This is a genomic window from Halobacteroides halobius DSM 5150 (genome assembly GCF_000328625.1).
Classification (GTDB): Bacteria; Bacillota; Halanaerobiia; order Halobacteroidales; family Halobacteroidaceae; genus Halobacteroides; species Halobacteroides halobius.
The window spans coordinates 840,338-866,460 of the sequence record NC_019978.1 but is presented as its reverse complement, the minus strand read 5'-3'; the positions used below and the strand labels follow the sequence as shown (position 1 = coordinate 866,460).

General features: G+C 32.1%; 27 protein-coding genes and 1 riboswitch. Of the genes, 1 reads left to right on the top strand and 26 read right to left on the bottom strand.

Translation table 11 applies throughout. The features are described from left to right. Nucleotides 1-6: 6 nt before the first annotated feature. The 16 genes from HALHA_RS04340 to metK all read right to left on the bottom strand — a co-directional run bounded on the left by HALHA_RS04340 (nucleotide 7) and on the right by metK (nucleotide 16,818). Nucleotides 7-702, bottom strand: coding sequence for a zinc metallopeptidase (locus HALHA_RS04340; protein ID WP_015326575.1), 696 nt, complete (start codon nucleotides 700-702; stop codon nucleotides 7-9). A gap of 17 nt (nucleotides 703-719) precedes the next feature. Next, nucleotides 720-1,466, bottom strand: a complete 747-nt coding sequence (locus tag HALHA_RS04335) for a DUF116 domain-containing protein (RefSeq protein ID WP_015326574.1) — start codon at nucleotides 1,464-1,466, stop codon at nucleotides 720-722. Nucleotides 1,467-1,469: 3 nt separating this feature from the next. Beyond that, entirely contained in the window at nucleotides 1,470-2,414 is a 945-nt protein-coding gene (fmt, locus tag HALHA_RS04330) for a methionyl-tRNA formyltransferase (protein WP_015326573.1), read from the bottom strand. 24 nt (nucleotides 2,415-2,438) lie between these two features. Next, nucleotides 2,439-2,879, bottom strand: a complete 441-nt coding sequence (def, locus tag HALHA_RS04325; RefSeq protein WP_015326572.1) for a peptide deformylase — start codon at nucleotides 2,877-2,879, stop codon at nucleotides 2,439-2,441. 36 nt (nucleotides 2,880-2,915) lie between these two features. Beyond that, the gene (gene priA, locus HALHA_RS04320; RefSeq protein WP_015326571.1) at nucleotides 2,916-5,141 is read right to left on the bottom strand and encodes a primosomal protein N'; all 2,226 of its coding nucleotides are present in this window, start codon (nucleotides 5,139-5,141) and stop codon (nucleotides 2,916-2,918) included. An 11-nt stretch (nucleotides 5,142-5,152) separates the two neighbouring features. Continuing rightward, entirely contained in the window at nucleotides 5,153-6,196 is a 1,044-nt protein-coding gene (locus HALHA_RS04315; RefSeq protein ID WP_015326570.1) for a lysylphosphatidylglycerol synthase transmembrane domain-containing protein, read from the bottom strand. A gap of 149 nt (nucleotides 6,197-6,345) precedes the next feature. Beyond that, nucleotides 6,346-7,608, bottom strand: a complete 1,263-nt coding sequence (locus HALHA_RS04310; RefSeq protein ID WP_015326569.1) for a YkvA family protein — start codon at nucleotides 7,606-7,608, stop codon at nucleotides 6,346-6,348. A gap of 95 nt (nucleotides 7,609-7,703) precedes the next feature. Continuing rightward, the gene (locus tag HALHA_RS04305) at nucleotides 7,704-9,398 is read right to left on the bottom strand and encodes a putative bifunctional diguanylate cyclase/phosphodiesterase (RefSeq protein WP_015326568.1); all 1,695 of its coding nucleotides are present in this window, start codon (nucleotides 9,396-9,398) and stop codon (nucleotides 7,704-7,706) included. Continuing rightward, nucleotides 9,395-9,844, bottom strand: coding sequence for a restriction endonuclease (locus tag HALHA_RS04300; protein ID WP_211205042.1), 450 nt, complete (start codon nucleotides 9,842-9,844; stop codon nucleotides 9,395-9,397). The genes HALHA_RS04305 and HALHA_RS04300 overlap by 4 nt, the downstream gene beginning before the upstream one ends. A 243-nt stretch (nucleotides 9,845-10,087) precedes the next feature. Then, nucleotides 10,088-10,699, bottom strand: a complete 612-nt coding sequence (locus tag HALHA_RS04295; protein ID WP_015326566.1) for a YczE/YyaS/YitT family protein — start codon at nucleotides 10,697-10,699, stop codon at nucleotides 10,088-10,090. A 113-nt stretch (nucleotides 10,700-10,812) separates the two neighbouring features. Beyond that, entirely contained in the window at nucleotides 10,813-12,201 is a 1,389-nt protein-coding gene (locus tag HALHA_RS04290; protein ID WP_015326565.1) for a [Fe-Fe] hydrogenase large subunit C-terminal domain-containing protein, read from the bottom strand. A 381-nt stretch (nucleotides 12,202-12,582) separates the two neighbouring features. Further along, on the bottom strand, nucleotides 12,583-13,050 hold the full coding sequence (gene msrA, locus HALHA_RS04285) for a peptide-methionine (S)-S-oxide reductase MsrA (RefSeq protein WP_015326564.1): 468 nt from the start codon (nucleotides 13,048-13,050) through the stop codon (nucleotides 12,583-12,585). Nucleotides 13,051-13,241: 191 nt separating this feature from the next. Beyond that, nucleotides 13,242-13,931: a hypothetical protein gene (locus HALHA_RS04280; RefSeq protein ID WP_015326563.1), complete on the bottom strand. Its 690-nt coding sequence runs from the start codon at nucleotides 13,929-13,931 to the stop codon at nucleotides 13,242-13,244. A gap of 87 nt (nucleotides 13,932-14,018) precedes the next feature. Continuing rightward, the gene (locus HALHA_RS04275) at nucleotides 14,019-14,981 is read right to left on the bottom strand and encodes a D-2-hydroxyacid dehydrogenase (protein WP_015326562.1); all 963 of its coding nucleotides are present in this window, start codon (nucleotides 14,979-14,981) and stop codon (nucleotides 14,019-14,021) included. 59 nt (nucleotides 14,982-15,040) lie between these two features. Continuing rightward, complete coding sequence (locus tag HALHA_RS04270) at nucleotides 15,041-15,625, bottom strand: nitroreductase family protein (protein ID WP_015326561.1); 585 nt, start codon at nucleotides 15,623-15,625, stop codon at nucleotides 15,041-15,043. A gap of 17 nt (nucleotides 15,626-15,642) precedes the next feature. After that, on the bottom strand, nucleotides 15,643-16,818 hold the full coding sequence (metK, locus tag HALHA_RS04265) for a methionine adenosyltransferase (protein ID WP_015326560.1): 1,176 nt from the start codon (nucleotides 16,816-16,818) through the stop codon (nucleotides 15,643-15,645). A gap of 119 nt (nucleotides 16,819-16,937) precedes the next feature. Then, a riboswitch (SAM riboswitch) is annotated at nucleotides 16,938-17,039 on the bottom strand. A gap of 155 nt (nucleotides 17,040-17,194) precedes the next feature. On the opposite strand from metK, the gene HALHA_RS04260 reads away from it, so the two are divergent. Continuing rightward, nucleotides 17,195-18,055: a polysaccharide deacetylase family protein gene (locus HALHA_RS04260; protein ID WP_015326559.1), complete on the top strand. Its 861-nt coding sequence runs from the start codon at nucleotides 17,195-17,197 to the stop codon at nucleotides 18,053-18,055. A 48-nt stretch (nucleotides 18,056-18,103) separates the two neighbouring features. Here the strand turns inward: HALHA_RS04260 and HALHA_RS04255 are convergent, their stop codons facing one another. From HALHA_RS04255 to remA, 10 genes are all read right to left on the bottom strand, one after another. Continuing rightward, a complete protein-coding gene (locus tag HALHA_RS04255; protein WP_015326558.1) occupies nucleotides 18,104-19,330 on the bottom strand; it encodes an L-lactate MFS transporter in 1,227 nt (408 codons plus the stop codon). A gap of 533 nt (nucleotides 19,331-19,863) precedes the next feature. Further along, nucleotides 19,864-20,226: a Na-translocating system protein MpsC family protein gene (locus HALHA_RS04250; protein WP_015326557.1), complete on the bottom strand. Its 363-nt coding sequence runs from the start codon at nucleotides 20,224-20,226 to the stop codon at nucleotides 19,864-19,866. A 174-nt stretch (nucleotides 20,227-20,400) separates the two neighbouring features. Continuing rightward, nucleotides 20,401-21,198 carry an ABC transporter ATP-binding protein gene (locus HALHA_RS04245; protein WP_015326556.1) on the bottom strand — a complete coding sequence of 266 codons (798 nt, stop codon included), beginning with the start codon at nucleotides 21,196-21,198 and terminating at the stop codon, nucleotides 20,401-20,403. After that, nucleotides 21,164-22,081, bottom strand: coding sequence for an ABC transporter permease (locus HALHA_RS04240; RefSeq protein WP_015326555.1), 918 nt, complete (start codon nucleotides 22,079-22,081; stop codon nucleotides 21,164-21,166). Before HALHA_RS04240 ends, HALHA_RS04245 begins: the two co-directional genes overlap by 35 nt. 11 nt (nucleotides 22,082-22,092) lie before the next feature. Continuing rightward, the gene (locus tag HALHA_RS04235; RefSeq protein ID WP_015326554.1) at nucleotides 22,093-23,070 is read right to left on the bottom strand and encodes an ABC transporter substrate-binding protein; all 978 of its coding nucleotides are present in this window, start codon (nucleotides 23,068-23,070) and stop codon (nucleotides 22,093-22,095) included. A 194-nt stretch (nucleotides 23,071-23,264) separates the two neighbouring features. Further along, nucleotides 23,265-23,708, bottom strand: coding sequence for an S-ribosylhomocysteine lyase (locus HALHA_RS04230; protein WP_015326553.1), 444 nt, complete (start codon nucleotides 23,706-23,708; stop codon nucleotides 23,265-23,267). Next, a complete protein-coding gene (coaBC, locus tag HALHA_RS04225) occupies nucleotides 23,708-24,916 on the bottom strand; it encodes a bifunctional phosphopantothenoylcysteine decarboxylase/phosphopantothenate--cysteine ligase CoaBC (RefSeq protein ID WP_015326552.1) in 1,209 nt (402 codons plus the stop codon). The genes HALHA_RS04230 and coaBC overlap by 1 nt, the downstream gene beginning before the upstream one ends. Before the next feature lie 9 nt (nucleotides 24,917-24,925). Next, the gene (gene rpoZ, locus HALHA_RS04220) at nucleotides 24,926-25,132 is read right to left on the bottom strand and encodes a DNA-directed RNA polymerase subunit omega (RefSeq protein WP_015326551.1); all 207 of its coding nucleotides are present in this window, start codon (nucleotides 25,130-25,132) and stop codon (nucleotides 24,926-24,928) included. 18 nt (nucleotides 25,133-25,150) lie between these two features. After that, a complete protein-coding gene (gene gmk, locus HALHA_RS04215) occupies nucleotides 25,151-25,723 on the bottom strand; it encodes a guanylate kinase (RefSeq protein ID WP_015326550.1) in 573 nt (190 codons plus the stop codon). A 20-nt stretch (nucleotides 25,724-25,743) separates the two neighbouring features. Continuing rightward, nucleotides 25,744-26,001: an extracellular matrix/biofilm regulator RemA gene (gene remA / locus HALHA_RS04210; protein WP_015326549.1), complete on the bottom strand. Its 258-nt coding sequence runs from the start codon at nucleotides 25,999-26,001 to the stop codon at nucleotides 25,744-25,746. Nucleotides 26,002-26,123: the final 122 nt, after the last annotated feature.

Here is a 26,123-nt window from a genome sequence, read left to right as displayed (position 1 = left end):
TATATTTTAATCTTCATCCATCATCCCAAACATCATTACTAATCTTAATAAATGTCCTATTGCTACTAATGTAGAAGCTACATAAGTTAATGCTGCTGCATTAAGAACCTTTTTAGTTCCTTTAGCTTCATCACGATTTAGAAAGTTATACTGCTGCAGTAATTTCAAAGCCCTATTACTAGCATTAAACTCAACTGGTAAAGTTATAATCTGAAATAAAACAGCACCTAAAAAGAAGAGAATTCCTAAACCAACTAAGAATTGAGATTTAAAAAATAAAAATCCAACAACTGCTAAAATCGGGCCAAGCTGAGAACCAAAATTGGCTACTGGAAATAATGAATGCCGTACTTTTAAAGGACTATATTCAGTAGCATCTTGAATAGCATGACCTGTTTCATGAGCTGCTACCCCTATAGCTGCTAATGAGCTCCCACGATAGACATCTGATGATAAACGAAGTGTTTTAGACCGTGGATCATAATGATCAGATAGTCTACCTTGAGTCTGCTCTACTGTCACATCACTAACCCCTTCTTTTCTTAGTAACTCTCTAGCTATATCTGCTCCACTTTTGTTGGTTCTTGCAGTTACGGATAAATACTTATTAAAAGTCGACTTAACCTTATATTGTGCATAAACACTAAATAAAATAAATGGAATTATAATAATCATCGTCGGATCATAAAAAAATGGAAACATACTATCCCTCCTCTTTTTTAGTTAAGAATCCTTTCTATAGCTTCTTCTATCTTCTCTAACTCTACCTTAGTGTTAAAGCATGGTCCGTTTGGTCGTAAATTAACCACCCCTACAACAGGTAATGGATAAACATCCTGCATCCCACTACTTAAATCACGTTCACAAGCTATCGCTACAATCACCTTAGGTCGAGTTTCCTTAATAATCTTTCTAGCCAATGTTCCACCAGTAGCAATTGCTAAATTAATCCCATACTTTTCTTTTAAATCAATTAAATCTTGCACTTGACATCTACCACAGTGTTGACAATTATCCAAATCACTTGTAACTCGATAACTACATTCAGACCACTGAATACAATGAGGCGTTAAAATTAAAACATCATCAGGCTTAACATCTAACTCCTCTGGATCAATCAATTGGTTACCTACTTTAATAAAGGAAGACATAATTTCTTCCTTTTCAAAACCAATTAATTTCCCTAACTGAATTACCACAGGTAAAAAGTAAGAAAGTACTATCTTAGTAGGAAGCACTAGTATAGGAACTGGACTACCTCGACGACTAGTAAGTAAAATCCCTAACACACCTAACACCAAAATTGCTCCCACTAAAGATATAATAATCCCTAATATAACTAAAACTCCCTGACTTAATATGTTAAAACCAAAAAAATTTAAATACCAAATACCACCTATTAACACTCCAACTACAGTCAATACCAGCAATAATAGTCCGATAAATAGCCGACTAGATTTTTGCATATATTACTTGCCTAATTTAGTCCCTTCCTGTAAATCATATCCTAATAGATAATCAGTAGCTGACATTCTCTGCTTACTTGCTGGCTGTACTTTAGTCAATAGTAGTTGGCCTTGACCTGTTTGAACAATTATTCCTTCTTCAGTATCTGTTTTAATAATAGTCCCTGGTATCATCTCTTTAGATTGATCCTTACTATATACTTGAGAAGCCCATAATTTTAATCTCTCTCCATTAATATAAGTATAAGCTCCGGGCCAAGGATTCATCCCACGAATTAAATTCCAAATCTCTTTAGCCTCTTGATTCCAATTAATTTCTCCTTCTTCTTTCTTAATTTTAGGAGCATACGTAGCCTGGCCATCATTTTGCTTCTTTCGAGGAGCAGTTCCTGCTTCAATTTCTTTTAGCGTTGTAATCAATAAGTTAGCCCCTGTTGTAGCTAATTTATCATGTAAACTTCCTACTGTATCTTGGTCTGTAATTGTTACCTCTTTTGTTAGAATCATATCTCCTGTATCCATACCTTCATCCATATACATAGTAGTAATCCCTGTTTTTTGATCTCCATTAATAATTGCTCTGTGTATTGGTGCAGCTCCTCTATACTGTGGTAATAAAGAAGCATGAACATTTACACATCCCTTTTGTGGTAAATTAAGAACTTCTGTTCCTAGAATTTGACCATAAGCAACTACTACAATTAAATCCGGATCCCACTCTTTTAATTTATCAATTCCTTCTTCTGAAGTTACTTTTTGAGGTTGAAAAACCTCTATATCATACTCCAATGCCTTCTTTTTGACTGGTGTAGGCTGTCTTTTTTGCCCTCTACCTCTTTTTCTATCTGGTTGACTGACAACACCTATTAGATTAGCAACTTCAGATTGACATAAAGCATCTAAACATGGAACAGCAAAATCTGGTGTTCCCATAAAAACAACTTCCATACTATCCCTCCATTCTTAATTAATTCAAATTGTTTTATCAGTAAATAATTTTCCTTCTAAATGATCAATTTCATGCTGTAAAGCTCTAGCTAATAGTCCTTTACCTTCTACTTCGAACTTTTCCCCATCTCGATTTAAGGCCCTAACTGTAACCTCAAAGGCTCGCTCTACCTTCCCAGTTTCACCTGGAATACTTAAACAACCTTCCTGGTCAACATAAGTCTTTTCAGATTTATCTATAATTTGAGGGTTGATTAATTCTACTACACCACTTCCGACATCAATGACAACAATTCTTTTAGAAATTCCAATCTGGGGGGCAGCTAATCCTACTCCCTCAGCATCATACATTGTTTCTACCATATTATCAAGTAACTGTCTTGTTTTATCAGTAACTTCTGTAACTTCTTTAGCTGTTGTTCTTAATACTGGGTCTCCAACTTCTCTAATCTTTAAAATTGACATATCAGCACCTCCATAAATTCTCAATCCTTAATTTAATTATAGCACTCCTATTGGGTCTATATCAATACTAATTTTAACACTTTTAAGCTCTTTAACTTCTTCTAACTCCTGCAAAGACATTTGATTAAGCTGTCTTAACTCTTCTAAATTTCGTCCTTTAAGTAATAACTGCCATCTATATTCTCCTCTGATTTTAGATAATGGAGCTTGTACGGGGCCAAGCAACTGCTTATCTGCTGTATCTTTTAACTTAGCATTAATAATCTCCCCTAATCTTTGAGCTACCTTAATTGTTTTGTCCTCTGATTTATCACTTACAATAATATTGATTAAATGGGTCACAGGAGGATACTCCATTTCTTCTCTAAAGATAATTTCTTGTTCATAAAAACTTTGGTAATCATGTTCTTTAGCTTGTTGAATACTGTAGTGTTCAGGGGTATAACTTTGAATTATTACTTGCCCTGCTTTTGCTCCTCGACCAGTCCGACCAGCTACTTGAGCTAACAGCTGAAATGTCCTCTCACTTGCCCTAAAATCAGGTAGATTTAAAGCAGTATCAGCAGTAATAACCCCGACTAAAGTAACATTAGGATAATCGTGTCCTTTAGCAATCATCTGAGTTCCTACTAAAATATCTATTTCCCCAGCTGAAAACGAGCTTAGAATTCGCTGATAAGCCCCTTTTTTAGTCGTTGTATCTCGATCCATCCGAGCTATATTAGCCTCAGGAAATATTTCCTGTAAAGCTCGTTCTACTTTTTCAGTTCCTACTCCAAAGTATTTAATATAACTACTTCCACAATCAGGACATTCTTCTGGAATCTTTGTTGTAAAATCACAATAATTACACTTAAGAATCTGAGATTGAGAAAAATAAGTTAGTGAAACATCACATTCATCACATTCCATCACATAACCACACTTCCTACACTGCACAAATGTAGAAAAACCACGTCGATTAAGAAAGATAATCACCTGTTCATCTACCTCTAATCTTGCTTTTATTTCCTTTTCTAAGCTGCGACTTAACATCTGTTTATTACCAGCCTCTAACTCTTGGCGCATATCAACTAATTCTACTTTTGGTAAAGGACGATCTTCAATTCGTTTAGATAACTCCAATAGTTTGTACTCTTCCTTTTGAGCCCGATAATAAGATTCTAAAGAAGGAGTTGCAGTTCCTAAAATAGTTACTGCTTGATTTAGCTTGGCCCTTTTAACTGCTACTTCCCGAGCATGATACTTAGGATGATCTTCTTGTTTATAAGTTGTTTCATGTTCTTCATCAATAACAATTAAGCCTAAATTACTAAAAGGAGCAAAAATTGCTGAACGAGCTCCAACAGCAATCTTAGCCTTTCCCTCTTTAATCCTCCGCCATTCATCAAATCGTTCCCCAGAAGATAATTGACTATGTAAAACAGCTACTTGCTTTCCAAAACGTCCTTTAAAGCGGGCAATAGTTTGAGGGGTTAAAGCAATCTCGGGGATTAAGACAATTGCCTCTTGGCCTTGGCTAAGAACCTCAGAAATTGATTGTAAATATACCTCAGTCTTTCCACTACCAGTAACTCCTTTTAATAAAAAAGTTGTATCTAATTGACTATTAATAGCTGCTTTAATTTCAGATAGTGCTACTTCTTGTTCTGGCGTAGGAGCTAAAGGAGTTGTCTTTTTAAAATTAGTATCTTGGTAAGGAATTCTCTTTACTTCTTCTTTATTATAATCTATTAGACCTTTTTTAAATAATCTCCTTATGGTACCAGAACTAGTATTCACTTTTTTAGCTAAATTAGTAGTAATTAATTGTTGGGCTGGATTTTTTACTAAATAAAATAGAACTGCTGCTTGTTTAGGAGCCCTCTTTTCTAACTGAGAGATAATCTCATTCGTCTCTTGATCTGATTGGGCCAAGTTAACAACTCGTTTAGTCTTAACCCGCTGCTTCCCACTAGGAATAATTGCCTTTAAAGCAGAAATCAAATAACATTGATAATAGTTAGCCATCCACTCTGCTAGTTCTAGTAATTCTTGATCAAATAATGAATAATCACTTGCTACCTTAATAATTGGTTTGGTCTCAAATTCAACTTGTTTCTTAATCTCTACTATATATCCTTCAATTTTGCGCGGGCCAAAAGGTACAATTACTTTCTTGCCTAATCCTATTGTTTCCTCTAATTTTTCTGGTATATGATAACTAAAGGTTTGATTGACTTGTTTAACTGGTAAATCAACTATAATAGATACATACTTCATTAGTTTCCTCCTTAACCTCTTGAACCTACTGCAGATTTAGCTAAAATCTTCAATAAAATAATCCCACCTAATCCTAAGACCAAATAAAAAGTTAAAAATCTCCAAACAATGGACAATAAACCAACCAGTCCAGACGGTACAAAACTAGAAAATAAAGAAGCAAAACCTAACTCTGCTACTCCACTTCCACCAGGAGTAGGAATATAAGGTAGAATAAAATAAAAGATTGTTTGTACAATAAAAGAACGTAAAAAGAAAGGCTTGGCCCCTAACCCTAATAAGATAATCGGAGCAATTGTAAAAAACAAACCCCAATAGATTAAAGTACAAAGTGCAGCCCAAATTAAACTATACTTTTTATATTTCGTTAATTGCCATAGACTGTCATGAAATTCTTCTACCTCTTGATAAAATTTTTCAATTAAACTCCTCACCCTCTGGTATTTTAATAAGGGCTTTAATAAAGGAATATCTCTTAGCTTATCAACTACTGATTTAACCTGTTTTGGTTGCCAAATAAAATAAATCATAATTAAAGTAATTCCTGCTGCAACTAAAACAGCAATGTTAAATATCTGGGTTGGAATAAATCCTGGATTAATAAATTCTTTAAAAAATAAAAATAAAATGGGCGTGGTTACACCAAAAAATAGAAGTCTTAGCGCAAATTGAACTACAATTATTGTAGTTGACTTTCCTACAGAAATTCTATCCCTTTTATGTAATAGAAAAATCTGAGCTGGCCCACCTCCAGACGCAAAAGGAGTTACATTAGACACAAAAGCACCCAACAAAAAAATTTTAACAGCCTCTAATAAAGAAATACTCTCCCCTACTGCGTCAGTAACTAATTTAATTCTTAAACCTCCTACTGTCCACATTAGCAAAGTAATAACTACTGCTAAAATTAAATAATAAATATTAATACTTAATACCTTGCCAATAGTATGCTTATCTATAGTAAATAAAATTAATCCTCCTAAAGCTAAAATACTAACAACTAATGATAATTCTAATCCTTTTTTAATGGTCTCTTTATTAATATACCCTTTCACTATTTCGCCTCCTAGATTAAATAAGGTCTCAACTATTACTCTAAATTATAATTTTTAATATTCTCTTTAACTTACCACTATTGTTATTCAAGTTATCAATTAATATTCCTTGTTGGCTTTTGATGAATAACTTTAGCTGTTAACAGAAGTTAATACTTCTTATAATTATCCTTTAATTCTATCCTCCGCTCTCTTAACTTAGTTTGAGCCTGCTTATAATAATCTTGAGGGTTGTTCTCTACCACTTGTGGTCTAGGATAAAATTTTACCTTATAGTTAACTTTTTTATGAATCACATTAGACATTTTAAACCTTCCATCAATATCTGCTTTAAGATTTATTTTAGTTCTCGTATCCAAATTTAAAAAATTACTAGTACTATACTCTAACGTAATCTCTTCTGTGGTTAAGTCTGTTAAAACCCTATTTTTTATTATATCATTAAATTGATTTTGATGAGTAAAATACCACACCAACTCTTCTAATTGATTTAGATTATAATTAGATATTTGATTAAATTCTAAACTCTTTTCTTGCTTAGTATATTTATACCCTCTCTTACGTGCTTTAACTTCTCCCGCAATTATTTGATCAAATAAATTAAAGTCAACCTCACCTGATAAAGATAGTTGTTCAAAATTATGGACTTGATATTTAACTTTTTTAGCTCCTAAAGCAGCCAACAGACTAATTTCTTCATCAATTAAGTCATTACTTATATATTGATCAAATCTATCGCAGGGAATTAAAATCTTATAAAAATAAGGATGCCCTACATATAATTTAGATGTTTGGATTAAATTATTATTTAAAATTTGTAACCCAAATTCATCTAATTGGTCAGGATGAAGATATAATACCCTTACTCCTTCTTGTTCAGTATATTGATTATTAATATAATCGCTTTTAGGTTGAATTAAATAGAATAAGTTGTTACTCAAAGTTGAATCAGTTGTTAAGTACTTATTTAAATCAGTCCCTATAATAGAAACCGCTATCATAATTATAACTAAATCATCCATTAATCCAAACCCTAATATAAAATCAGGAATAAAATCCATTGGATTAAGCAGGTATAATAAAGCTCCTCCAGCAATTGTTTTATTATAATTAGATGCTCCATTGTTTTTAACTAAAGAAAATAATGCTTTAATGTAGTCTTTCACTTTTCTTAATCCAGCTTTATTAGCCTTCTTAGTTATCTTGTTCTCTTTAGCAATCAATTCTTCTAACTTATCTTTATCTACCCTTTTTTGATACTGCTCTAATACTGCTTTAACTCCTTTATTACCTACCTGTAGTTTATTCAATACTTTCTTTTGATACATTTTAGAGCCACAATTAGGACATAAATAATACTTTTGTTCTAATAAATCCAACTGAAAATCACAATCTACACATTGAAAAATCATTCTTACCCCTCCTAACTAATAACTAATTATATGGAGTGGTTATAGATAATATTAACAAATTAAATAAGAGATACCAATATGGTACCCCTTAAAAATTATTTTTTTATTTTTAATAACTTTAATAAGTCATTTTCAGGTAAAGGCAGACTAAGAAAGTATCCCTGTAAGGTATCACAACCTTGCTCCTTTAAACGCTCTAATTGACCATTATTTTCTACTCCTTCAGCTGTCACTTCCAAATTAAGATTATGAGCCATCATAATAATGGTTTCCGTAATAGCAAGATTTTTACTATTGGTGGTTAAATCCATTACAAATGACTTATCAATCTTTAATTTAGTAATTGCAAATTCTTTTAGGTAACTTAATGAAGAATAACCAGTTCCAAAATCATCAATTGCAATTTTAACACCTAATTCCCGAAGTTGGCCCAACATATTGATTGTATGTTCAATATTCTTCATAGTAGCCCTTTCAGTAATTTCTAACTCTAGATAACTAGGGTCTAGTTTAGTTTCTAATAATATACTTTCTACTTTATGTACAAAATCATCGTCACTAAATTGTTGGGGCGCAATATTAATAGATATGTATATATCTTCATAGCCAAGTTGATGCCACTTTTTTAATTGTTTACAAGCCCTTTTTAGTACCCAATCTCCTATTTTAACTATCATACCATTTCTCTCTGCTATGGGAATAAACTTTCCCGGAGAAATCATACCTACTCCAGGTTCTTGCCATCTAATTAATGCTTCTACACCTACAATCTCTTCTGCTTTACTATTAAATAATGGCTGATAATGAAGCAGGAAGTGTTCTTTTTCTAAGCCTTCCTGTAATTTTGCTTCTAATTTTAATCTTTTTGACAATTTTTCTTCCATATTAGCTGAATAAATCTCCATCTTTTGCTCGCTTCTATTTTTAACCAGATGCATTGCCATACTTGCATGTTTGATTAATATTTGATTAGTAGTGCCTGCTTGAGGATAAATTGCAATCCCTAAACTAGCAGTAATATAAATAATCATTCCTTCAATTTCATAAGGTTGATTTATTCTATCCAAAATTTCTCTTCCTAAATTAATAATTTGGCTTCTTTTAGTACTTTCAGTAAAGTAGAGAAAGAACTCATCACCATGTCTTGCTACTACATTATCATCTAAACTTCTTATCAAACGATTAGCTAATTTTTTTATTATTTTATCTCCAGTATGATATCCATAGTTATCATTAATTGTTTTAAAGTCATCAATTCCTATAGTAAATAATACTAATTTTTCATCAGATTCCAAATTATCTAAGGCTAAACTAAGCTTATCTTGAAAATAGCTAAAATTTAATACCCCAGTTAATAAATCACGATATGTTAGTTCACTTATCCTATCCATCATTTGGTTGAAACTATCTGCAACTTCTTTAATTTCAGAACTAGACTTTATAATACTAGCTCTAACTGATAGATCACCTTGAGCTCCTTTAATAAAAATATTCTTTAACTTCTTTAGTGGGTCCGCAAATTTTTTAGCAATTATATAGCTTAAAATCATAGCAATAATTAAGGCTATCAGACCAATTACTATTAATTGTTTATTAACTAAATTTAAGGTATCCCTTAAGTGATTGCTTGCCTGAGAAGTTTCTTTTATAGCTTGGCTTTCTACTGCAAATTGAGTAAATGCCTGGTTAAACAAAGTTAAAGAAAGACTAATTAGAGCTACTATTAATACTAGATTAAAGACCAATATTAATAGAAATATTTTAGTTTTAATATCTAAATACAACTTCATGTCATGTTTACTCCCTTTAAGTCTGTAAAAGAAACTGGATTTTTTTTAACCTCTTGTTTTAATTTATCTCTATCCCACAGCTTAACTTTATTTGAAATAGCTAATTTTTTAGCTGCTGCAGTAAACTTACTATTGGTGATTACCATTGCAGATTTACAATTATAATGTGCTTTAGCTGCTACTACTTCCTGTACAGCACTATTTCCTACATTATTTTTATAACGCTTTGCTTGGATTACAGTTTTATTCTTTCGCCAAAAAAGCTTACTAGATCTTTTAATTAATAAATCTGCACCTTGATCATTAGAAGCTTGTGTCACTTCGGCTTGATAACCTTGCTTAGAGAATAAAACCCCCAAAAACTTTTCAAATTCTAAACCTGTCATTTTATCTATATCTACCATAGTAATTCTTGACTTATCTTTTTTAACTGTAAAAAACTTCATACAAGTTATTCCTATGAACATAATTAAGGGCATCATGGTAAGTACTATTAATTTTCCAAATTTAATTAGTGGGATTATAGACCCCAATAGTAAAAATAATAAAGACCAAATAATATATCCGCTTATTTTAGATTTAAACATATAATTCCATCCCTTCATAAATAACTTACATAATATAATATAGTACAATCATTATATCATTTGCCTTACCTCGTGTAAATTGAATTACAAAATGATCACACCTTAACTATTAGCTTGTAGATAAGAATTACTAAATAAAGTATTCATTAAATTTAAAGAAAACTCTACTATCGGGCCAATTCCTAAAGCAGTAAAAATCGTACCAATACCTACCGGACCACCTAAAAAATAACCTACAACTAAAATAATCAACTCAATTCCATTTCTAATCAAGCCTAGTTTAAAATCTAATTTTTCATCTAAAGCCATCATTAAGCTATCTCTAGGTCCCGTACCACACTGCGCTGAAATATAAGTACCAGCTCCACTACCAAAGATAATTATCCCTGTTGCTAAATATAAATATTTCATAAATATAGTAGTAGGATGTGGAACCAGAGGCATCAGCCAATCAATTAGAAAACCAACTAATAAAATATTAATAATAGTAGCGAAAGTTGGTTTTACACGAGCAACCATAAAACTAATTATAATTACTACTAAACCGGTTATTTGACCAGCTGTTCCTACAGTTAGCGGAAAATACTTAGTTAAACCAATATGAAATACTGTCCAAGGAGAAACTCCTAAATTGGCTTTAATAATTAATACTAGTCCGATACTTACAATAGCTAATCCAACTACAAATCTTGTCCAACTCTTTTTTGTATTCATATCAATAGACTCCTTTCTGTAGCTTGTAACATTATAACAGATAATTAACCTAAATATCAACTCCATCCTATCTAACAATAAAAAAACCAGGTACCATAATTGGCCCTGGTTTTTTATCTTGTTAAAAGAGATGATATTTTATCATCTTTAGCTATTTCTTCAATATCATCAGCACCTAACTCTTCTAAAATCTTAATTAAATTCATATTATCAAATGGGGTCATTATTAGGGAGTCCTCTCCGTATTCATTTACCATATTAGTTGCTTTATCTACCTCAATGTTAGTTCTTGGCCCTCCTACACAACCTCCCTCACAACCCATTCCTTCTATAAAGTTAGCATCAATTTCTTCTTCTTGGGTTAAAGTCTCTAATATTTCTTTACATTTTCCTACTCCATCAACCTTTTTAGCATTAAATTTAATTAATCTTCGGGGGGCTATTCTATTGACTACTGTTTTAACAGAAAAGCTTACTCCACCCGTTCTAGCATAAACCCTTCCTGCAAAAGAAGCTTGGTCCTTTTCATCTCCTGGTAATTGATTAAAATCTATATCAATAGCCTTAAAAATTTCTTCTAATTCATTGAAGGTCAATACAAAGTCAATATCTTCTCTAAACTCTTCCTCTTTAGCCTCTGACTTTTTGGCTATACACGGGCCAATAAAGACTACCTTAGCTTCTGGATAAAGTTCTTTTAAAACCCTACCTGAAGCTACCATTGGTGATAAAGCAGGAGACATATGTTCAAAAAGTTGAGGATAATTATTCTCTACTAAACCAATCCAGACTGGACAACAACAGCTAGTTAAAAAAAAGTCTCCTTGCTTATTGACTAAATCATTAAATTCAAAGGCTTCTTTAATTGTTAGCATATCAGCAAATAAAGCTACTTCTATCATATCCTTAAATCCTAGCATTTTTAAAGCTGTTCTTAATTGGCCCATAGTAATATCATCACCAAATTGCCCTACTATTGAGGGGGCAACTGTAGCATATACAGGGGTCGTTTCATCTTTTAGTAGTTTAAGCAAAGGAACAAATTCTATTTTATCAGCTATAGCACCAAACGAACAACTAGAAACACAATTACCACAACTTAAGCATTTATCATTAACTATAATTGGCCCTTTAGTCCTTTTATACATCTGAGCCTCATACTTACAAGACTCATAACAATCATTTGTTTCAAACTCTTTACCACAATATTGACAAGCTCCCTCTATTTTATTAACTACAGGTCTTTTTACTTGTCCATGATTAAGTGCCGCTTGAGCTTCATTCGAAAAGTTCATATCTTCTTTTGTATCAAGACCTAAAGCTACTCTAATATGATCCTTGATAAAAGTCATATCCTTATCTTGATAATTATACTTTTCTTTTATTTCTTTAGCTAATTCATCTAGATTATAATTACTTAATTTTTCATCCCAGCCTTGCTTTACTATCTCACGAAATATCTCCATTCTTTTCTTTTGAAAATCCTTAAATCTATTTAGCATAATATCTCACCTTTATCACAGTTTCTATTATTGTCCCCTAGATTAGATGAATTTAATACACCCAATTTTATTTTAGTTAATAATAATCAAAAATAATTTATATCATTCTTTAACAAAAAATGTGTTAACTTCATATTATATACAAACAAGAGAAGGAGGTGACAGAATATGGCCCATTATGATGATAATATGGTATTTGTTGTTTTCTTAGTCCTAATCTTGTTACTCTTAAGTGACTAATAAAGAATAACTTTTATAAGGGGGTGTAAAATATGGGAAATGTCTATGATGATGGTGCTTATGTTGTCTTCTTAATCCTTATACTATTGATTTTAGGATCAGATTATTAAATTTATAAAAAGGGTTGGGCAGCCAACCCTTTTATATATGACAAGATCCTGGATTCTTTTTAAGATAATCTTGATGATATTCTTCAGCCTCATAAAAATTAGTAGCAGATATTATTTCTGTTACAATTGGATCATCATATCTTCCACTAGCATTTAATTCTTTTTTTGATTGCTGTGCTTTCTTTTGCTGCTTTTGGTTATGATAAAAAATAGCTGACCTATATTGAGTTCCTACATCTGATCCCTCTTTATTTAAAGTTGTTGGATTATGATTTTCCCAAAAAACTTCTAGTAATTGCTGATAAGTAATTATACTTGAATTATAAATTATTTCTACTGCTTCAGCATGTCCGGTTTTATCTGTACATACTTCTTCATAACTTGGATTATCAATATTTCCTCCAATATAACCCACTCTAGTAGATTCTACTCCCTCTAGTCTATCAAATAAGGCTTGAACTCCCCAAAAACATCCTGCCGCAAAAGTTGCTTTTTCCATTTCTTATTCTCCTTTATTAGTGAAATATTATTGATATCAAGAGCAATTGACAATGGACAATGAACAATTTACAATTAAACTTAAAAATCGTATAAACCCTTGATTTAGAAAGGTTTTAAGGGGTTCTAATTGTCAATTGTCAATTGTTAATTGTAAATTAAAAGTGAAGCTTTATATCACTTAAGTTAAATTTAATCATTTAAATCTATATCTTGAATAAATATAGGTTCTTCAAAATTAAAGTTTAATCTTTCTAACAGGTTGCGATAAATAAATACTGTTGCTCCTAAACTAAGTGGAGTACTGACAAATATCAGACCTAACAATAAACCTGGAAAAATTCCCAATATGTTAAGTGCTACAGTCAATAACCACAAAATAAGCAATTTAAGAACTACTCCCTCAGTTAATACATAACTTAACTGTAAAGCAGTTATCAATGCTAAATCTTTATCTATAATTAAATATCCTGCTAAAAAGAACCTAATAAATAAAAATACCCCTAACCCCATTAATAAGAAACTGGCAATCATACTATTAAATAAGCCTGCTATAGTAGTCAATAAAGCAGAAGTTAAATAAATAACCGCAGATAATAAAAATAAAATAACATAAACTTGCTGATTAAAAATCATATCTTCCCAGCTGACTTTTAAACCATCATATAATTGTAATAATAAATTAGCAATTCCTAATGTAACTAGTAATCTAATGTAACCTGCTATAAAAGATAAAATCGAAGTTCCTCTAGGAATGAATAGTCCTAATAAAAAGACTACCCCCCATAATACCAACGGGCCAACTAATACAGAAAAGTTATTCTTTAGAATTCTCCAAGCAAATTTAAAAGAATCCCGAATTGAAAGTTGATTACTAGACATCTTTATCCCCTCTTTTCTATAAGCAGTCTTATTTTATTATATTAAACTACTAGGGATAAAGTTCCTATTAATAATAATTTTTTAGTATTAATATCCAGCCTTAAAATCTACTACATTCTCTAAAGATTCTTCTGTAATATAATGTCTCAGATTTTTACTAAATATATTAAATAGACGTTGGTAATTAGTCGGGGAATTACCAGAATAATGAGGTGTTAATATTACATTTGATAATTCCCATAAAGGGTTATCTTTAGGTAATGGTTCAGGGGTAGTAACATCCAATCCTGCTCCAGCTATCCACTCCTTTTTTAACGCCTTAATTAAAGCTGGTTGATCAATTAGTGAACCTCGACCAACATTAACAAGAAAAGCATCTTCTTTCATCTGCTTTAACTCTGCAGTTGAAATTATTCCTTTGGTTTCTTCAGTTTGAGGTAGGGCCAAGACAATATAGTCTGACTGAGCTAATAATTGATCGATTCCTGTAGGATCATATAAACAATCTATATAATCTGGTGCTTCTTTTATAGTTCGATTAACAGCAACCACTTTCATTTCCCAAGCTTTAGCCCTTTTAGCAACTTTGCTTCCTAAATCCCCTAGACCAAGTATGCCAATTGTAGACTCCCATAAATCCTTGCGCGTTTCCTTGCGGTGCCATTCTTTCTTTTGCTTTTGTTTTAGATAATGAGGTAGATTTCTATTGAAGGCTAAGATCAAACTAAAAACATGCTCAGCAATTGGTAGACCATACACACCACTAGAATTGGTTACTATAATATCTGAACTATGATATAAATCTTGATTAGCATACTCATCTACTCCTGCACTGGGCAAATGTAACCACTGTAAGTTTTTGGCTTCTTGTAGTTCTTCCTCTGTGGGCCAACCAAAGATAATATCTGCTCTATTTAGCATTTCCACACTAACATTATCATAAGCAACATTATTTACTATTCCATTAGGGATTATTTCTTGTAACTTATTTAATTGCTCAGCAGTAAAATTAGAGTCAAACATAATTAAAATTTCTAATGATTTAGTCATCTTCTCCCTCCTATAAAAAACCCGCCCTTCTAAACTAGAAGCACGGGCAATTTACTTTATTAAAATCCTAACCACTTGACCTTCTCAACTAAATTTGGGTCTTTTCTGGGTGGAGCAGCTGGATCTATATCTGGATACCCAATTGGGATAATACCAGCAATTTTTTTATCTTCAGCTAAATCTATAATCTCTTTAGTTCTATCTGCATGAGCAATGTGACCAGCAATCCAAACTGTTCCTAAATCTTCTTCTAAAGCTGCTAAGCTTAAATTCTGAATAGCAGCACTTGCAGCCATTAAAGATTCTTCAGTCTCAATTTCATCTTCACCAGTTTGATAGGTTACTACAATCTGGACTGGTGCTCCACCAAAATCTTTAGAGTACTCTAACATAGCTTTTTTCTTTTCTTCTGGTATATAATCTGCATTAGGAATATAATCCTTGGCCCAATCATAAAATACTTTACTAATTTTTTTAGCATATTCATCTTTAGCTACAACAAACTCCCAAGGTTGGCTATTACCATTAGAAGGAGCCCAATTTGCAGCTTCTAACACCTTTCTAATCTTCTCTTTTGACACTTCCTTATTCTTATAATTTCTAATAGATCTTCTTTCTTTAATTGGTTCTATAATTCTTCCCATTTTACTACCTCCTTAATTTATTGCTTCTTTTTTAAAATATCAACTTTATCAGTTCTTTCCCAAGGTAAATCTAAATCAGGACGACCAAAATGACCATAAGCAGCTGTTTGACGATAAATTGGCTGACTTAAATCAAGCTCTTTAATAATCTGTCCTGGACGTAAATCAAAGTGTTTATCTACTAATTCTTCAATTTTAGCTTCATTAATTTTAGCTGTTCCAAATGTATCAACCATAATTGAAACAGGATGAGCTACACCAATAGCATAAGATAACTGAACTTCACATTTATCTGCTAAACCAGCTGCTACTATATTTTTAGCTACGTAACGGGCTGCATAAGAGGCAGAACGGTCTACTTTTGTAGCATCTTTACCAGAGAATGCTCCTCCTCCATGACGAGCCATCCCACCATAGGTATCAACAATTATCTTTCTACCAGTTAAGCCAGCGTCTCCTTGAGGACCACCTATTACAAATCGACCAGTTGGATTAATATAATATGTAGTATCACCATCTAATAATTGAGAATCAATCACTGGGTTAACTACATACTTTATTAAATCATCTCTTAAATCCTTTAATTTAATCTCAGGATGATGTTGAGTAGAAATCACAACTGCATCCACTCTAACTGGTTGATTATCTTGATACTCTATTGTAACTTGTGTTTTACCATCAGGTCTTAAATAATCTAATATACCTTCTTTTCTAACTTTAGCCAATCTTTTTGCTAATTTATGGGATAAAGTAATTGGTAAAGGCATTAACTCTTTGGTCTCATTAGTAGCATAACCAAACATAATCCCTTGGTCACCAGCTCCAATCTCTTCTTCTCCACTATCTTTAGCTTCTAAAGATTCATCTACTCCCATAGCAATATCAGGAGATTGTTCATCAATAGATGTTAATACAGCGCAAGTTTCTGCATCAAATCCGTACTTAGCCCTAGTATAACCAATTTCTTTAATTGTTTTACGAGCAATTTTAGGAATATCTACATAACACTCAGTAGAAATTTCTCCTGAAATCAAAACCATCCCTGTAGTAACTGTTGTTTCACAAGCTACCCTAGCATGAGGATCTTCTTTTAAAATTGCATCTAGTATAGCATCTGATATTTGGTCTGACACTTTATCCGGATGGCCTTCTGTTACTGATTCAGAAGTGAAAAGTGATTTGTTCTCTAACATATTATTACCTCCAATAAATTCAATTAATAATCACTTAGTAAGATTATTCTTTGCAATATGCAATATTTTATAGCACAAAATAAAAAATCTCCCCTGTCAGGAGAGATAAGTAATTAAATTATACATCTCCCAGAAAACTCCTGGCAGGAATTAGCACCTTTCCCTTTAAAGGCGGTTGCTGAGCTTCTTTGGGCCTGTCCCTCCACTACTCTCGATGCATTTTCAGTTATTTAATTGACTAAGATAATCATATCATAACTAATAAGTTATGTCAATATTGATAATATTTATCATAATCAGATTACTAAAATTTACAGCTTGCTAAGTTAGTATTATATATGTTATTCTATTCTTGTCCTAAAAGGGGGTGGACTAGTTGTTATCAACTAAAACAAATTTATTTCTTATATTTATACTACTCATCTTATTTTCTACAGCAGGTACTAGTTATGCTTATACTGTTAAAGATGGAGATACATTATTTCAAATCTCCAAAAGATTTAATACTACTATTTCTAAGCTAGTAACACTGAATAATATTAGTCATCCAAATTTAATTTATCCTAATCAATTCCTCAAAGTTCCTGAACAAAAGACTGCTTCATTTAAATCAAACAAAAAAGTATTTCGCAGAGGGCCAACAGTAAAAAAAATTGCTTTAACTTTTGATGATGGACCAGATAAAAAATATACTCCACAAATTTTAGATGTATTGGATGAATACAATGCTAAAGCTACCTTCTTTCTGTTAGGGAAATTAGCTAAGAAAAATCCTAAAATAGTCCAAAAGATAAAAGCTGATGGACATGCAATTGGTAACCATAGCTGGTCCCATGCTAATTTAACTAAATTAAACAAATCTGAACTTAATTCTGAAATAAACAATACTACAAAGACAATCTCAGAAATCATAAATTATGAAACTAATCTTTTAAGGCCTCCTTATGGAGCTATTTCTAATGATTTATTAAACAAATTAGAGCAGACAGATTATAAAATTATTCACTGGTCTATTGATTCCTTAGATTGGAAAGCCAAATCAAAAGAAGAAATCATAAATCGTGTCTTACCTAAAATTCATGATGGAGCAAATATCCTCTTCCATTCTGCTGGTGGGCCAAGCCAAGATTTAACTCCTACCATTAAAGCCTTACCAATAATCATTAAAACCTTAAGACAAAAAGGATATAAACTAGTTACTATCAATAAATTATATTCTCTTTCTGCTTATAAATAAAGAAAGGAGTAGATTTTTAAAAATCTACTCCTTTCCTATAGCTAAAGATTATTTTTCCGTTGTAGGCTTTTTTAGCATAAACATTGCAACTATTATTCCAACTATTGCAAAACCAATTGTTGGGTAAAAGACATATATATAACTACCTAAAACATCCCTAATCTTACCTGAAAGTAAACCTCCAAGTATAGCTCCTACACCATAGGCAGTAAATAAAAAACCATAATTCTTACTATAATTTTTAGGTCCAAAAAAGCTTCCAGTAGCAGTCGGAGCTATAGCTAACCAACCACCTAGATTTAACCAGAATAAAGCAAATGAAATACTATATAAAATAGTATCTCCTGGCCCAGCATTCAACATTAAAATAGAAGCCAAAATTATCAAAGAATAAGAAATCAAAGCTGCCTTCTTAGGATTTAACTTATCTGTAAGTCCACCAAAAATAGGTCGTCCAACCCCATTAAAAATAGCAAAGAAAGATACTAAAAAAGCAGCAGTACTAGCATCTAAATTAACTATTTCTTCTGCTACAGGACTGGAAATCCCAATTGCCATCAATCCTATTAAAGTTCCTATAACATAACATATCCATAATCCATAAAAACTTGATGTTTTTAACATCTCTTTTGTACTTAAATTAACATTTTGTCTTTTACTTTCTGCATCATCACTAGATTCCAAATTATTTTCTGGAAATTTTAATGGAATAGCTAACACAGTAATAATGATAGCAAAGACTATTCCTATAATTTTAAATGTTGCAAAAGGACCATAATTAGTTACCAACCAGTTAGCTACTGGGGCAGTTACAAAAGGTGATAGTCCAAAACCACCTAAAGTTAATCCTACTGCTAAACCTTCTTTATCAGGAAACCACTTAGCAGCTACTGCCATTGGAGCACCATAAGCTATTCCTACTCCTAATCCAGCAATTACACCATAAGTTAAAGACAATACTGTAATACTAGAAGCAAATCCTGATAAAAGCCAACCAACTGAAACAAATAATCCACCAATTATAGTCATGATTCTTGGCCCGTACTTATCAATATACCCACCTGCAATTGGCATCCCTATTGCATAAGATACCAAAAATAACATATATGGTAAACCACTTTCAGTTGCTCCTACATTAAAAAACTCCTGTAATGGTTTCCTAAAAACACTCCAAGAATAAACTGTTCCCATACACATAAATATTATAAGTCCCAATGGAATATAAATCCATCTTTTGCTCTCTTTAGAATTATTCGATTCTACTATACTTGCCAAAATTATTTCCTCCTCATTATCTAATAATTTAATTAATTAAAATTATAATACCATATAAAGCTAAATTCATCAATGTTTATACATAACAAATAATAATTATACCAAGAAATTAATTCTAAAAGTTATCTTCTATATCACCTCTTACATTAATATTATTCTTCAAAACTGCATTAGATTATTATCACCCCTTATTATAGATAATTTTAAGCTAGCTAATTCAAATATAATCAATTTACCTAATAAAACAATTTTGTATCTAACTAAAAAAGGCCAACACCATATTAACTAAAATTAAATTAGTTAACTATGGTGTTGACCTGCATTCGACTGGTATAGTATACCTTTCTTCTACCTGTCAACTCAATTTTTATTTTTATATGATTCTTACTACATACGATATTAAAATCTATAATACTTCTAAACTAAGACTAAATAACTATCATTAGTTATTACTAAATTATATTAGAAGATAATCGATTTATTTTCAACTGCCCTCTAAAATGGACTTTTGAAAATCTCCCGAATCACTCTAATTAAGAATTCAGTTTTTTCTCTAAATCAGAGGATAATCTAAAAACCATAATTCGTTCGCCAGTTTGCGTACTAATATCAGTATGAAACATAACTACTTCCTCACTGGTCTTCTCTTTAATAATTTCACCTAATTGCTCTCTACCTGCTTCTACTAAATTAGCACGAATTTTTTTAACAGATAATAAGCCTTCCTTTGTTTCAGAAAGCTTATGTTCAGCAGGTGTTAATATCCCCTTTAAAACAACAATTATCGTATCCCGAAGAATATCTGTCTTGACCATAACAGATCCTCGACCTAAAAACTCTTTTTCCCATTGTGTTAAGGCATTACTGATTTCTGCTTCTATTTGACCTTTTGTCATAGTTTAATCCTCCCAATTAAAAAAGGGTATATCACATCCTCTTATACAGAATATAGTATACCGTTTTTTAATTTAAAGAATAAATCCTCGCCACTTATTAACCTCTGAATAATAAAATATCATCTTTGAAAGTGCATTGTCAAGTAATTATTAAAAAAATAATCTTATTATGACCTATTGGGCCAATAAAATCCGATCATTAGTTATTTTATGACCGCTAGCTTGATTAAATTGTTCTAATAAATCATTAATAGTCATTGTCGCTCGCTCTTCTCCAGCTACATCAAGTACAATCTGACCATTATCCATCATTATTGTTCGACTACCTAATTCTAGTGCTTGCTCTAAATCATGAGTAACCATTAAAGTTGTTAGATTATGCTGCTTAACTAATTTTTTGGTAATCTTAGTAATCTTTTCTGCTGTTTTAGGGTCTAAAGCAGCAGTATGCTCATCTAATAATAGAACACTTGGTTCTTCAATTGTTGCCATGACTAAGGTTAATGCTTGACGTTGGCCACCTGATAATAGCCCTACCTTATCATCTAATCTATCCTCTAAACCTAATTCTAAAATACTTAACTCTTCTTTAAATTTTTCTCTCCGCTTTTTAGTAACTCCTCTGCTTAGACTTAATTTGGCTTTTCGTTTGATAGCTAGGGCCAAATTCTCTGCAATTGTCATATTAGCTGCTGTTCCTTGTAGCGGATCCTGAAAAACACGACTAACTAAATTGGCCCGTTGATGGTCCGCAGCAGAAGTTAAATCCTGATTATCTATTATGACCTGTCCTGTAGTTAACCCATAGCTACCAGCTACTGCATTTAATAAAGTAGACTTTCCAGCCCCATTACCACCTATTACTGTTACAAATTCTCCTTCATCTAACGTTAAATCTATCCCTCGTAAAGCAACATTTTGATTAATGGTACCTGGATTAAATACTTTCTTTGCCTTGCTTAACTTGAGCATCTGTTAACACCTCTTTTCTACTCCATTTCTCTTTAACAGTAGGTGCTCCTAAAGCAATAATTACGAGTATAGATGTAATTAATTTTAAATCATTTGGATTCAAATTCATTCTTAATGCTAAAGTAATTACCGCTCTATAAACAATTGAGCCCACAATAACTCCTAAAGTAGCCCACTTAATAGTACTATTTTTAACCACTGTCTCACCAATAATAACTGATGCAAGACCTATAATAATCATTCCAATCCCCATTCTCACATCTGTAAAACCTTGGTATTGAGCTACCAAAGCTCCAGCTAAAGCAACAAGCCCATTAGATAAAGCTAGACCTAATATAACTGTATTATCAGTATTAACCCCTAAACTTCTAATCATATCCTTATTATCACCTGTAGCTCGTAAAGCTAAACCCAATTCTGTGCTTAAAAACCAATCAATAGCTAATTTAGTGATTGCTACAGAAACTATAAAGAATAACAAGGTATTTATCCGAGAAGATAAATTCAAAAATTCAAATAATCCAAACACCTTAGGTTGACCTAATAAAGGAATATTAGCCCGCCCCATTATCCGTAAATTAATTGAGTATAGGGCAGTCATCGTTAAAATACCAGATAATAAACCTGTAATCTTTAGCTTAGTATTTAAAATTGCAGTAACACTTCCTGCTAGCATACCACAACCAAAAGCAACAAGTGTTGCTAATAAAGGAGGCTGTCCTGCTAAAATTAACTTAGCAGCTACTGCAGCCCCTAACGGAAAGCTACCATCTACTGTTAAATCAGGAAAATCAAGAATTCTAAAACTAAGATAAACACCTAAAGCCATAACACCAAATACTAGTCCCTGTTCTATAGGATTTAATAGTATATTTAAATTCATAATTGCCACCTCTATTTAATTACTTTCTTAGCTTGCTTAATTAATTTATCAGGCAGATTGATATCCATCTTTTTAGCAGCCTTAAGATTGACCATTAAGTTTGCTTCTTTAATTCTCTCCACTGGTATTTGACTTGGTTTTGTTCCCTCTAATATCTTAACTGCCATTTGACCTGTTTGACGTCCTAATTTATAGTAATTAATTCCTAAAGTAGCTAGTGCTCCAGCTTTAACAGAATTATTATCGCCTACAACTAATGGTAGATTATTTTCATTGGCTACTTTAATAACAGATTGAATAGCAGACACAACTGTATTATCCGTTGGTACATAGATAGCATCAACTCGACCTACCAATGATTGAGCTGCTTGATAAACCCTACTACTAGTAGTAACTGTAGCAGAAACCATCTCTAAACCTAATTCTTTAGCTTCTTGCTTAGCTAGATCAGCCAAAAAGACTGAATTACTTTCACCAGAATTATAAATAATACCAATTTGTTTAATATCTTGATTTAGCTTTGTAAAGAGTTCAAGCTGTTTACCAACAGGACTTAAATCACTAGTTCCTGTAATATTTCCAGTCGGATTTTGATAATTATCTACTAATCCAGCCCCTTTAGGATTAGTTACCGCTGAAAATAAAATCGGTGTATTATTAATCTGGTTTGCTACTGCTTGAGCTGTTGGCGTAGCAATTGCTAATACTAAGTCTAAATTACTTTGGGCCAAATTTGTTGCTATAGTCTGAGCCGTTGACATATTTCCTTGAGCATTTTGATAATCATAAACTACATCTTTCTTTTTATAGCCCTGTTTAGCTAATTCATCCATAAAACCTTTTCTAACCGCATCTAAAGCAGGGTGTTCTACAATTTGAGTAATTCCAATTTTTATTTTATCTCCTTTAGTGGCCTCTTGACTACTACATCCTACTACTTGACCTACTACTAATAATAAAATTAATAAATAAACTACTTTCCTACTCATCTTTTTAACTCCTCCTTTAATAATAAAAACCCACTTCAAAAGAAGTGGGCATAGCTATCCCTTGGTTCCAAGGAATTAATTATAGTTTGCTTCTTTAGCTACTACCCTACGGTTTTTATTTTCTACTAATTACCTTCTACCTTACAACTATACTACCATTAATTATAATTTAACTACTATTAATTGTCAAGAAACTACTCTTTAAACCCTGCTAAAACTTGCTGAGCATATTCTTTAGCTCCAAATAAAGAATGATCCCGATAATTTCCACATTCTTTAGCTGTAGTAGCTTGAACTTCTTTAGTTGCTAATACTTCTTGTAAAGAAGTAACTAAAGCTTCCTCTATTGTTTCAAGGCTAGTCTCTCCAATTTTACTTAAATAAAAACCAGTTCGACACCCCATTGGAGATAAATCAATAATATTATCTATTCTTTGTCTCATATACTTAGCTAATAAATGCTCTAGACTATGCAATGCTGCTGTAGAAATTGCCCCTTGATTAGGCTGCATTAACCTTAAATCATATTTTTTTATTACATCTCCACTAGGGGTTATAATCTTCCCAGCTTCTCTAACATAAGGAGCATCTACCTTTCTATGATCCAATTTAAAGCTTTCTACTTCAACTTCTTTCATTATTTTTCCTCCTCTAATAGCTTACTAACCTCATCTAAAATTTGAGTAGCAATTTTTAGTTTATTAGCCTGAGGAATTTTTCGCTTACTTTTAGTACTAATAATTGTAACTTGATTATCAGAAGCTCCAAATCCTATATCAGCCCCTGTAATATCATTAGCAACTATTAAATCAGCATTTTTAGCCTCTAACTTTTCTTTAGCATACTGCAATAAATTATTAGTTTCAGCTGCAAAGCCAACTAACACTTGCTTAGGCTGCTTTAGTTGACCTAATTTAGCTAAGATGTCTTTAGTCCGCTCTAGCTTTAATTCTAACTTTTCATCATTCTTCTTAATTTTATTAGTTGCCACCTCTGAAATCCTATAATCAGCTACTGCAGCCGCCATGATAATTATATCTTCTTCACTTTGATAATTCATTACTTCTTGATACATTTCAGCAGCAGTCGTTACTTCAATAAGTTCAGTTCCCTTAGGTTGGTTTAAATTTGTAGGAGCAGAAATTAAAGTTACATCTGCTCCTCTAGCTCTTGCAGCTCTAGCTAAAGCATAGCCCATCTTACCAGAAGAGTGATTAGCTAGAAAACGGACTGGATCTATAGTCTCTTTAGTTCCACCAGCAGTAACTAATACTTTCTTACCAGCTAAGTCAACTTGATTTTTAGTTAATAAATAAGCACAACAAGTTTTAACAATCTCTTCCGGTTTAGGGAATCTCCCTCTACCTTCATCTCCACATGCTAAATAACCTTTATCAGCTTCAATTATTTGGTAACCTTTATCTTCTAGATAAGATAAATTCTCTTGTACAATTGGATTTTGATACATATTTACATTCATTGCTGGAGATAAAACAACTTCTGCTTGAGTAGCCATAACGGTAGTAGATAACATATCATCAGCAATTCCGTTTGCTATCTTCCCTATAAGATTAGCAGTAGCAGGAGCTATTAACATTAAATCAGCCCGTTTAGCTAATGAAATATGTTCTACATCCCAAGTTTGAGGTTCAGCAAACATATCAACTGTTACTGGATTATGACTTATTGCCCGAAATGTTAAGGGTTTAACAAATTCAGTTGCTGATTTAGTCATAATTACATGAACCTCTGCCCCTAACTTTTTAAGGCGACTTGTAATCTCTACTGCTTTATAAGCAGCAATCCCACCAGTAATCCCTACCACAATAGTTTTATTTTTTAACATAACTTACACCTATTCTTTATTTAAATTAGGTTCTATTTTACCTGCTGCAACTTCCTGTAAAGCTTTAGAAACATCTTTGATTCCATCATATTCTTCTAATAACGGATCTGCTCCATCCTTCAATTCTTTGGCCCTCTTTGCTGCAACCAAAATATTAGCAAACTTAGAACTACCATTTTTTAAAACTTCACTTAAATGTGGTTCAGATAAATGCATATTAGTACCTCCTTAAATTTATAGCCTACATCTTTCCGCAATAATAATGGCTTCAATTTTCTTAATTGCGTCTTCTACCTGATCATTAACAACTAAATAATCATAATTCTTTTTTTCCTCTAATTCTTTATTAGCATTCTCTAGTCTAGTAGCAATTGCATCTTTAGTTTCAGTACCTCGCTTATTAATTCTGCTTTCTAATTCTTTTAAAGAAGGGGGCGCTAAGAAAATAAAAATGCCACCATCAAACTTATCTCTAACCTGTTTAGCACCTTGAATATCAATTTCTAAAATAACATCTTGCCCAGCTTCTAAAGTTTTATCAACATATTTTTTAGGTGTCCCATAATAATTATTATGTACCTTGGCCCACTCTAAAAATTCATCTTTTTTAACTAAAGATTTAAATTCATCTTCTGAAGCAAAGAAATAATCTTCACCATCAACTTCACCTTTTCTAGGTTCTCTAGTAGTAGTTGATATAGAATAACATATATCATTATAGTCTTTTAATAGAGCATCTAAGACTGTTCCCTTACCTACTCCAGATGGCCCAGATAGAATAAATAAGTTTCCCTTTTGTTCAAGCATTCACTTTCGCTCCTTCCAAATTAATCATCACTGTTAGCGTCATCATTTAAACGTTGAGAAACGGTCTCAGGTTGAACAGCTGATAAGACAACATGATCACTATCAGTAATAATAACAGCTCTAGTTCTTCGACCATACGTAGCATCAATTAACATCCCTCTATCTCTTGCATCCTGAATGACCCTTTTTATGGGAGCAGATTCAGGACTAACAATTGCAATAATTCTATTTGCTGCTGCAATATTACCAAATCCAATATTAATCAATTCGATTGACATAATTATCCCCCCTAAATTAAACCTTACAGTATACTCGATTTTATATGTAATTATCTGTAAAAGTTATATTGATTATTGTTTTTTAAACTACTTAATAATATAACATATTTCTAAGACATTTT